Source organism: Halomonas jincaotanensis (assembly GCF_018448785.1).
Taxonomy (GTDB): Bacteria; Pseudomonadota; Gammaproteobacteria; order Pseudomonadales; family Halomonadaceae; genus Halomonas; species Halomonas jincaotanensis.
Genome location: NZ_JAHCLU010000015.1, coordinates 103,513 through 112,982 on the forward strand (window position 1 = coordinate 103,513; position 9,470 = coordinate 112,982).

General features: G+C 49.9%; 5 protein-coding genes. 4 read left to right on the forward strand and 1 reads right to left on the reverse strand.

Going from position 1 to position 9,470, the window contains the following annotated elements:
* The first annotated feature begins 5 nt into the window (after positions 1 to 5).
* Complete coding sequence (gene darG, locus KG088_RS14250; RefSeq protein ID WP_213826418.1) at positions 6 to 1,043, forward strand: type II toxin-antitoxin system antitoxin DNA ADP-ribosyl glycohydrolase DarG; 1,038 nt, start codon at positions 6 to 8, stop codon at positions 1,041 to 1,043.
* Between the two features lie 26 nt (positions 1,044 to 1,069).
* Positions 1,070 to 4,273 carry a type I restriction endonuclease subunit R gene (locus KG088_RS14255; protein WP_213826420.1) on the forward strand — a complete coding sequence of 1,068 codons (3,204 nt, stop codon included), beginning with the start codon at positions 1,070 to 1,072 and terminating at the stop codon, positions 4,271 to 4,273.
* A gap of 278 nt (positions 4,274 to 4,551) precedes the next feature.
* Here the strand turns inward: KG088_RS14255 and KG088_RS14260 are convergent, their stop codons facing one another.
* Positions 4,552 to 5,604, reverse strand: a complete 1,053-nt coding sequence (locus KG088_RS14260) for a site-specific integrase (RefSeq protein WP_213826422.1) — start codon at positions 5,602 to 5,604, stop codon at positions 4,552 to 4,554.
* 319 nt (positions 5,605 to 5,923) lie between these two features.
* Between KG088_RS14260 and KG088_RS14265 the strand changes: the two genes are divergently transcribed.
* Together KG088_RS14265 and KG088_RS14270 are read left to right on the forward strand one after the other, a co-directional pair.
* On the forward strand, positions 5,924 to 6,277 hold the full coding sequence (locus KG088_RS14265; RefSeq protein ID WP_213826424.1) for a hypothetical protein: 354 nt from the start codon (positions 5,924 to 5,926) through the stop codon (positions 6,275 to 6,277).
* Between the two features lie 467 nt (positions 6,278 to 6,744).
* A complete protein-coding gene (locus KG088_RS14270; RefSeq protein WP_213826426.1) occupies positions 6,745 to 9,078 on the forward strand; it encodes a YecA family protein in 2,334 nt (777 codons plus the stop codon).
* The last annotated feature ends 392 nt before the right edge of the window (positions 9,079 to 9,470 follow it).

Here is a 9,470-nt window from a genome sequence, read left to right on the forward strand (position 1 = left end):
GCGTCATGATCAAAAAAACACAAGGTAACTTGCTGGAAGCTGATGCCGAGGCTCTTGTCAATACAGTTAATTGTGTGGGAGTTATGGGGAAAGGTATCGCCTTGCAGTTCAAACAGGCATTCCCGGAAAACTTCTCGCATTATGCTAAGGTTTGCAAGGAAAATAAGCTGCGTACCGGCCAAGTTCTTATATTCGAGACCGGCAGCATGGTCAACCCTAAGTACATCATAAACTTTCCTACCAAGCGCCATTGGAAGGGAAAATCTAAGATGGAAGATATTGAAGCAGGGCTGACGGATCTAGTTGCGCAGGTAAAGCGCTACAACATTCGGTCCATTGCTATTCCCCCCCTTGGTGCAGGGCTTGGCGGGCTGAACTGGTCTGAGGTGAAACTACGGATTGAGGCTGCATTTGCTGATTTTCCCGATGTCCATGTGCTGCTATTTGAGCCAAAGGGGGCGCCTCCTGTTGAGCATATGCCGGTGCGTACCAAACGTCCGAACATGACTCCTGGTAGAGCGCTGCTAATTCGCCTTCTGGATTTATATGGCCGACAGGGCTACCGCCATAGCCTTTTGGAGGTTCAGAAACTCGCCTACTTCCTACAAATAGCAGGCGAGCCGTTGAGGCTTCGATATCAGCCGCACTACCTGGGCCCTTATGCGGACAACCTTAACCATGCACTTCAACATATCGAGGGGCATTTTATACGTGGCTATGGTGATCGCTCTACCAAGGCAGAGATCCGTTTGGTGCCTCGGGCTGCGGAACAGGCAAAGGCGTATCTAGAGAGAAGGCCTGAGGCAGAAATTCACTTGGAGCGTGTCAAGAAGCTTATTGAGGGGTTTGAAACACCCTACGGCATGGAGTTGCTCTCCACGGTTCATTGGGTGGTAACACATGAGGCAGGTATACAGGGAGACTTGGATAAAATTCGTGAGCGAGTGGCTACGTGGAATCAGCGAAAAAAGCAACTGATGAAACCTAAGCATATCCGTAAGGCATATGCACGCCTGGCGCAGCAGGGTTGGGTATCGACCTGATGGTCACGGGAGAGAAGGTGAAAAGGATGTCTGACTACTCTGAGGATGCCTTGGTCGAGCGGCCCGCTATCGAGCTGTTCGCTGACTTGGGCTGGTACACCACCAATCTATACGGAGAGTGGTCGGGAACGGTATCGAGCGAGGGGCGGCAGACCCAACAGGATGTGGTGTTGGTACCTAGGCTGCGGGAAGCCCTCAAGAAGCTCAACCCCGAATTACCCGCTGATGCCCTGGAGAAGGCTATCGAAGAGCTGACCCACGACCGCTCCAAGCTGCTGGCGGTGAACGCCAACCTGGAGGTCTACCGGCTCCTCAAGGATGGGGTGAAGGTAGAGGTATTCGAGGAGGATGGTGGCACCGCTATCGAGACGGTGCGGGTGATCGACTGGAGCCAGCCCGAGGAGAACGACTTCCTGCTGGCTTCGCAGTTCTGGATTCGGGGTGAGCTGCATACCCGGCGCACCGATCTGGTCGGCTTCGTCAATGGCTTGCCGCTGCTGTTCGTGGAGCTGAAGGCCAGCCACAAGACCCTCAAGTCCGCCTATGACGGTAACTTGAGAGACTACCGCTCGGTGATCCCCCAGCTGTTCACTTATAACGCCGTGGTGATGCTCTCCAATGGCTCCGAGACCCTGGTGGGCAGCACCTTCTCCCCCTGGGAGCACCTCTTCGAGTGGAAGCGGATCAACGACGAGGGAGAGAAGGGCGTGGTGTCTCTGGAGACCGCCATCCGGGGTATCGCTGAACCTGAACGACTGCTGGACATCGTTGAGAACTTTACGGTGTTCGAGGAAGCAGCAGGTGGCACCCTCAAGAAGATCGCTAAGAACCACCAGTACCTCGGGGTAAACAAGGCCATCGAAGAGCTACTTCGAATAAAGGATCGCCCTACCGGTGAGGCCGGTCGGCTGGGGGTCTTCTGGCATACCCAGGGCTCGGGCAAGTCGCTCTCCATGGTGTTCTTCACCCAGAAGATCCACCGCACCATCCCCGGCAACTGGTCGTTCGTGATCGTCACCGACCGCAACGAGCTGGATGAACAGATCTACAAGACCTTCGCCGCCACGGGCGCGGTCAACGAGGCGGAGGCCCATGCCGAGAGCGGTGCCCACCTCAAGCAGCTGCTCAGCGAGGATCACCGCTACGTCTTCACGCTGATCCAGAAGTTCGGCACCAAGCAGGGCGAGACCTACCCCAAGCTCTCCGACCGGCAGGACATCATCGTCATCACCGACGAGGCCCACCGCTCCCAGTACGACACTCTGGCGATGAACATGCGCACGGCCCTGCCCCATGCCGCCTTCCTGGGCTTCACCGGGACGCCGCTGATGGCCGGTGAGGAGAAGACCAAGGAAGTGTTCGGGGACTACATCTCGGTCTACGACTTCGGTCAATCCATCGCTGATGGGGCCACGGTGCCGCTCTACTACGAGAACCGGATCCCCGAGCTACAGCTGATCAACGACAACCTGAACGATGACCTGACCCGGCTACTGGAGGATGCCGAACTGGACGAGGATCAGGAACGCAAGGTCGAGCGAGTGTTCGCCCGTGAGTACCACCTGATCACCCGTGATGACCGTCTGGAGGCCATCGCCGAGGATCTGGTTCAGCACTTCGTCGGCAGGGGTCATCAGGGCAAGGCGATGATGGTCTGCATCGACAAAGCCACCGCCGTGAAGATGTACGACAAGGTACAGGCCTACTGGAGGGCCTACCTAGCCCGTCTCCAGGCTGAGCTTCCATCTGCCCCTGAGGAGCAGCGGGAGGCACTGAAGCACAAGATCGAAGTGTTGGGGAAGGCCGACATGGCGGTGGTGGTCTCCCAAGGCCAAAACGAAGTGAAGGATCTGGCGGACAAGGGTCTCGACATCATTCCTCACCGTAAGCGCATGGTGGAGGAAGACCTCGACGAGAAGTTCAAGGATGCCAGCGACCCGCTGCGGCTGGTGTTCGTTTGCGCCATGTGGATCACCGGCTTCGATGTGCCCTCGTGCTCGACCATCTACCTCGACAAGCCAATGAAGAATCACACCCTGATGCAGACCATTGCCAGGGCCAACCGCAAGTATCCCGGCAAGGAAGCGGGGATGATCGTCGACTACGCCGGGGTGTTCAGGAAGTTGCAGGAGGCGCTCGCCATCTATGGGGGTGCCCCATCCAAGGTAGGCGAATCACCGGCAGGATACGGGGACCAGCCACCCCAAGACGGCAGCAGCCCGATCCAGCAGAAGGCGGAGCTGGTGGAGTACCTCAAGCACCTGATTGCCAAGGCGATCACCTTCCTGATCGAGAAGCAGGTAGACCCCGAGGCGATTAAGTCGGCAGGAGGCTTCGACAAGGTAGCCCTGCTGGACGACGCCGTCGAGAGGCTGCTGGAGAGCGAGGAGACCAAGAAAGCCTTCCTGAACCTCGCCAGGGCCACCTCCCGAGTCTATCGCACCATCCTCCCCGACCCCTCCGCCAATGAGTTGGCACCCGATGCAGTGCTGCTCTCGGTGCTGGCCCAGAAGATCAAGGCGCTAGAGCCTGAAGTGAACATTTCCCAAGTGATGAAGGACGTGGACGACCTGCTAGATCAGTCGGTCGCTCCGGTGCCGTATGTCATTGAGGAATCGGACGAGGAGAAGCTCTTCGACCTCAGCCAGATCGACTTCGAGAAGCTCAAGGAGAAGTTCGACAAGGGTAAAAAGCGCACCGAGTCGGAGAAGCTGCGAGCACTACTGAACCAGAAGCTGGAGAGCATGGTAGCCAAGAACCCCAGCCGAACGGACTTCATGGAGAAACTCCAGGTGCTAATCGAGAAGTACAACTCCGGCAGCGTGAACATCGAAGCGCTCTTCCAGCAGTTGATGGCGTTTGCCGAGGAGCTGCAAGAAGAAGATCAGCGGGCGATCCGCGAGGGGCTCACTGAGGAAGAGCTAGCGCTGTTCGACATCATCACCAAGCCAGCGCCAGAGATGACCGACAAGGAGGTGGCCCAAGTGAAGGCCATGTGTCGGGAGCTGCTGGAGACCCTCAAGAAGGAGAAACTAGTGCTGGATTGGCGGAAGAAGGCCCAAGCCAAGGGCGATGTCCGCCGCACCCTGGAGATCGTCTTTGACCGAGGATTGCCGGAGAGCTTCGATGAGCCTCTCTACAACGAGAAGTGTGGGGCGGCCTTCCACCATCTGATGACCAGCTACTACGGTGGTGGGCAGAGCGTTTACTCTGCTACGGCAAGATCCTAAAAACCCACCAGGGTAAATATTATATGACTACCAAAGGGCTTTTAATCGGTACGGCTTCTGCTATCTTCGCCGTCTCAGCTGGTCAAGCCATAGCCGATGACCGATGAAGGTAATTGATCCAATCGGTGACTATCAAATTATGATTGTCCATGATGAGCACTGGCTCGACAGGGAGGCTGAGCGTCACGGCCATGGAGCTATACTTTACTAGCTACTTTGTTGGCTGAGTGAGATCGAAAAGTTGGCCCCGGTCTCACCTTGCGATACCATGTTTTGAGTTACCCTATATTCGGCCCATCTATCGAACCCTTATTAATATTTTCGTTATTAGTTTTTAAGTTAAAATTTAACTCTTCTATATTTTGTTTGTTTTTTTCGTAGTTATCATTCACTTCTGCTAAACATTTTATATGTATAGAAGGTGGAGTAAAGCTATTATTTCCCGATACTGCGTCACCATAGCTGCTTATGCTTGATGTGTTTTTGTGCCCCAATATGGCAGCTATTTTTTTTCTTGATTCTGGTGTTTTAACTGTGAGTGACTTTTTTAAGTCGCTCCCATACTGGTATCTTAAAGAATATAAACAAAAGTGCTTTTTGGCGTTGGGGTATAGTCTTCTTGAGGTTCTGCTTATTCTCATCTGCGCAGCCTTTATTCTTTTGTCGTCGATGCCTTGTATGGATAGAAGAGCATACTCTAAACTTTTGTTATAATTTATTTTAAGCAATCTATCAATACCTCGTTTGTTTTTTTCATTTCTTTTTCCAGCTAGCGTTTTTTTTGCGCCCTGTATATAGACAATTATGCTTTCAGCGTTAATTTTCAATATTTTAATACCTTTAGCTTCTGACGGCCTTATCCCAAGGTTTTTGCAAATTATTATTAGAGAGCTAGCATCGATATCTTTTTTGTTTATTCTGTCTCTTAAGACTGTGTGGTATGTGTTTTCGTCCATTTTTTGCATCCTTCTTTTTGTATTTGTATTTTTTGCCCTGCTTTTTATTGGGGCAGGATTTTTTACATTTTTCATATTTTTCGCATGTTCGCTCAATTTCGAGGCTTTAAAAGCGACTTCGAGACTTCTTCTTAGCTTTCTCCAGGTGCTTGAGCTTTTGCTATAAGCAGTAATTTTTAAGTAATTTAATATAAGCTCATGATTTTCATCCAAATGCTGCTTCATTGCTTTATTGCTTTTAATATCGCTAAGATCGTTTTCGGTTACAAATTTTATAAAAGCCTTCGCTTCATTTAAGTATGAATAGTAGGTTTTTTCTTCAAAAACATCCCGCGAATAATCTCTTGTGTACCTTTTATAGGTTTTAAATAACATGCTTTGCCTTTATCATATTACCAGTATATACTATTATATCTAGCATATAAATAGTTTTACATATAAATTTGTAATAGTGCTTGTGTAGGGGCGGTTTCGTAAATCTTGGTCGCCTGGGCTCCCTAGATTTACTCATTGCTCGTCGCGGTTTTTATTGACACAGTCTCGACTCGTTTTACTCGCTCTCCTGAGTAAATAAAAACCACTAGAGCCATACCCGCCCACATACTCCCACGCTGTTGTTCGTTTCACTCTCAAAAGTGTGGAAGTATGTTGATTAGGAGAGTGATTCTTTTTCAATAATTATAACGGAGAAATTATGGTGATTCTTAATAGAAAAATTTCAGATGAATTAGCAGAGTCGGTATCTAAGCTATATAAGCTTGAGCAGGCTTGTGCTGTACTAGATGAAGCTAAGATTAAATATGAGCCAGCTTTAGATATTTGTTTTGACTTGATGAGTTTGGCGGCCAATGGAGGTCGCATGGAGAGGAAAATGCTTGATCTTTCGATCAGGGATGCAGCAAGAAGAATCAGAGAAAGTATTTCTTGGATACCAACTCAGGCTGATATTATGCAGGATTATAAGAAAACGCCTTCTGGCTCATTAAAACTGTGCAGTTACATCTACAAGGCAGTGAAGCCTTTTGCGGAGAAAGAATTTGAAGGGTGAAATAAAGCTGTCTGCCACTCGTAAGCCGTTTACCCTAAGTGTGGCTACTAGAGATGATAAAACCCTGTAATGCGCTATACTGCTGTATGTAAAGGCAGTAAAGTGAATCTGCGATGGACAAGATATCTCGCCAGCCAAAGCTATCCCGCGTCCCTGCTCCAGTGGGCGAGATACAGGTCAATGAATGGTGGAATCCTATGTGTTGGAATTTTCCGGCGCTCTCACCGATTGCCAATGCCGGTAACGAGACAGGGATCATGGAAAGGGCAGGTACAGGTGGAGGCCCTTTCCACATCTCTGGAAAAATAAGTGGTCTTCCCATCCTTTCTGTAGGGCCTGTGAAGCGCGAATGCATTGGAAAGAAAATAACTCCAGTTGTACTTAAATTGCACTGTACTCAACGCTCGCTTTTGCCCTAAGCCATTGAGCACACAGTCCCCAAAAATCGCAGTCATTAAGGAAAAATCATGACGCCTGAAACGATCAAAAAAAAACGAAAGGAAGAAGTCGCCACTCTGTTGAAAGCGATGGAGTCGACTGCCTCAACTATGCGGGCTTTAATAGTTAGCATGCCACCCCATGACCTAATTGCATACATATATGCACTGCGCGTGATGAAAATAACATTGGGTGGCAGTGCAACTTTGGTAGATAGTGATGATAATACGACCAATGAAATCCAGTTTCTACTGGAGTACGTGCATGCCGTCCTTGCATCAGACGCAGCTCCCGACGAAGTTGAATTCGATGAAGCGCAATGCGTCGAATTGTTAGAGCTTAGCCGTAAACTCCAACAGCAAGCTATGTGTTTCGCGATGGCCTCATCTGCTGATACAGGAAACGAGGACTTTGGCCCTGATACGGCTGATATAGAGTTTTACGTAAAATCGACGTGGGTTATGCTCCGGGGAAACCGCCATCAAGTCTTAGAAGGTGAATTTTACAGCTACGTGCTTGCGCCACACGATGATGTCCTGAAAGAGGTTTATGGTACTGGAGCAACTGAGATTTCGGAAGGCTTCCAAGATATGGCCAACGCTACCCGTTCGGGGCAGGCGAACGCCATGGAAGAAATGATAAAGCAGTTCGAAGCTGTACAGGCTTTCGCTGCGAAGCAAAAAAAACCTCTTGAAGATGTTATACAGACATGGTCTGAGGAACATGCTGGTAAATTAGAAGCCGCTAGGCTGGCCTCGGACGATATGCTCAGAGGAGGTATCGCCAATGTCAGTCGTCACACAAACTTACCAGCGGCCCTATTAGCGGATTTGGCTTATCAACGCGGTGAAGAGTCTGAGTTTTTCGCTGAAGGCATCTTCTCAGGAACCCCCTACAGGACACTACCTGCGCGCAAAAAGCCGTTAATAAAGCTTGGTTCGGATTACTACGCTGTTGATCCCTGTTTCACCCGCGATGCAGGGTATCGCGCACTTCTTTTCAATCTTTTGAAGCGAAAACCGGGCTACAAGAAATCTTTCGAAAATCGTCAGAAGGTAATGAGCGAAGGGGCATTTTCAGACATACTTACCGAGCAGCTGCCTGGAGCGACAGTCTACAAGGAGATATATTACAAGGATCCCACGACGAGACAGTGGTCCGAAAATGACACGCTTATCCTAATCGATGATGTGCTCTACCTCGTCGAAGCTAAAGCGGGTGCGGCAGCAACTATTGCTTCCCCTGCACTCGATTTTAAACGACACGCCCAGTCCGTACAAGACTTAGTTCTTAAGGCTTACAGGCAATGCGAGCGCTTTTTTGATTACCTAAATTCTGCGGACGAGGTGCCACTTTATAATCTAGTGAATGGCGATTATCAAGAGTGTGGCCGTGTTCGTCGCTCGGATTATCGTGTGATGGTGCCCATAGGACTCACGGTTGAGTCATTCTCGCCCTTTTCGACTTTTTGCAAGGACTTGGCTCAGATCGAGCCACTTCTCGGGAAATATGGCTTCGTATCAATGTCGATTGATGACCTGTTCGTCCTCAAGCGTATTCTGCCTACACCAGGGATGTTCGCCCACTACATGGAAGTGCGGCAGGCTGTTGCTGGAATGAGGCGCGCTCATCTTTATGATGAATTCGATCACCTAGGCGCGTACATAACCAAGAACCGTTTTGATAATGACATTGCTGACCAATTGCGCGACGGAGAAGCCGATTTAGTGGTGTGGCATGGAATGAGCGATGTGGTGGACAGGAGCTTCGGGGGTGAGAATTGGGAGAACAACCCAATGCCGACTCAGGATTTCCCGAATGAGTTGTTGAAGCTGCTTGGATCGCTCGACACTACTCGTGCGCCGGGTTGGCTTTCAGCCGAGAGTCTTATCCGCAACTATGGAGAGCAAGCACGTAAGGATCTTGCCAAGGTCCTTTCGGATTTGGGCGAAACAATAGAGCAGAAACTCGTACGTTACTTCGCATTTGCTGGCGATGGTCAACTACTATTTGTCTGGATGCAAAGCTCGGAGTATGCTGTTGATTGGCAAAGGATTAATGATAAGGCAAGTGCATCTGCTCTTTGTGCTAAGTCTTCCGACGCTGTTGGTGTGCTAATTCACGTCGGCCCAGGAAAGCTCTATAACAAGGCGCAACACTTTAAAATTTATGTTCCTTCTGAGCGGACTAAGAAGAATGCGCATATTTTTGACGATGCTAGAGGAATGAACCAGAAAATAAGAAAAGTAAATCCTTCGCGTGGGGTAGATGCGTTGATGCCTAGGCGTACAAAAAAAATTAGTCGTAATGAGCCGTGCTATTGTGGAAGTGGTATGAAGTACAAAAAGTGTCATGGTCGATAAAGAAAGAAAAACCCAATTGGGGAAGAGTGAAAATCTTCCCCTTGCCGGAATGATTTGGGAAATATGCTCTTGGAAGCAGCAAGCAGAAAATTGATCGAAGTGCTGTATAAACAAGCAAACAGCCCCACCCTAGGCATGTCTCGTTCACAGCGGGTGGCATCGGCTAGTTCCTTCGCTCGGCGTTTTGAGCCTCTAGAGCCTCGATGCGGCTTTTGAAATTCCTCGTATAATGGGCTAGCCCCGCCTCGTCGATAATGACTTTTTTGGCTTGTCGGAGCCTCTACCGCCTGCTCCAGCCGCGCCGTTCCCGACTCCTGTCAACGCCAATGAAGGCTGTCCGGATTTCATCACTTTAGATTGTCCGTTTTTTATCAGTGCTCTTTCATCGGAAC

Excerpts from the sequence above, each read along its gene's own strand:
- darG (WP_213826418.1), top strand. The coding sequence starts at position 6 with ATGATCAAAAAAACACAAGGTAACTTGCTGGAAGCTGATGCCGAGGCT.
- KG088_RS14260 (WP_213826422.1), bottom strand. The coding sequence starts at position 5,604 with ATGTTATTTAAAACCTATAAAAGGTACACAAGAGATTATTCGCGGGAT.
- KG088_RS14270 (WP_213826426.1), top strand. The coding sequence starts at position 6,745 with ATGACGCCTGAAACGATCAAAAAAAAACGAAAGGAAGAAGTCGCCACT.
- KG088_RS14255 (WP_213826420.1), top strand. The coding sequence starts at position 1,070 with ATGTCTGACTACTCTGAGGATGCCTTGGTCGAGCGGCCCGCTATCGAG.
- KG088_RS14265 (WP_213826424.1), top strand. The coding sequence starts at position 5,924 with ATGGTGATTCTTAATAGAAAAATTTCAGATGAATTAGCAGAGTCGGTA.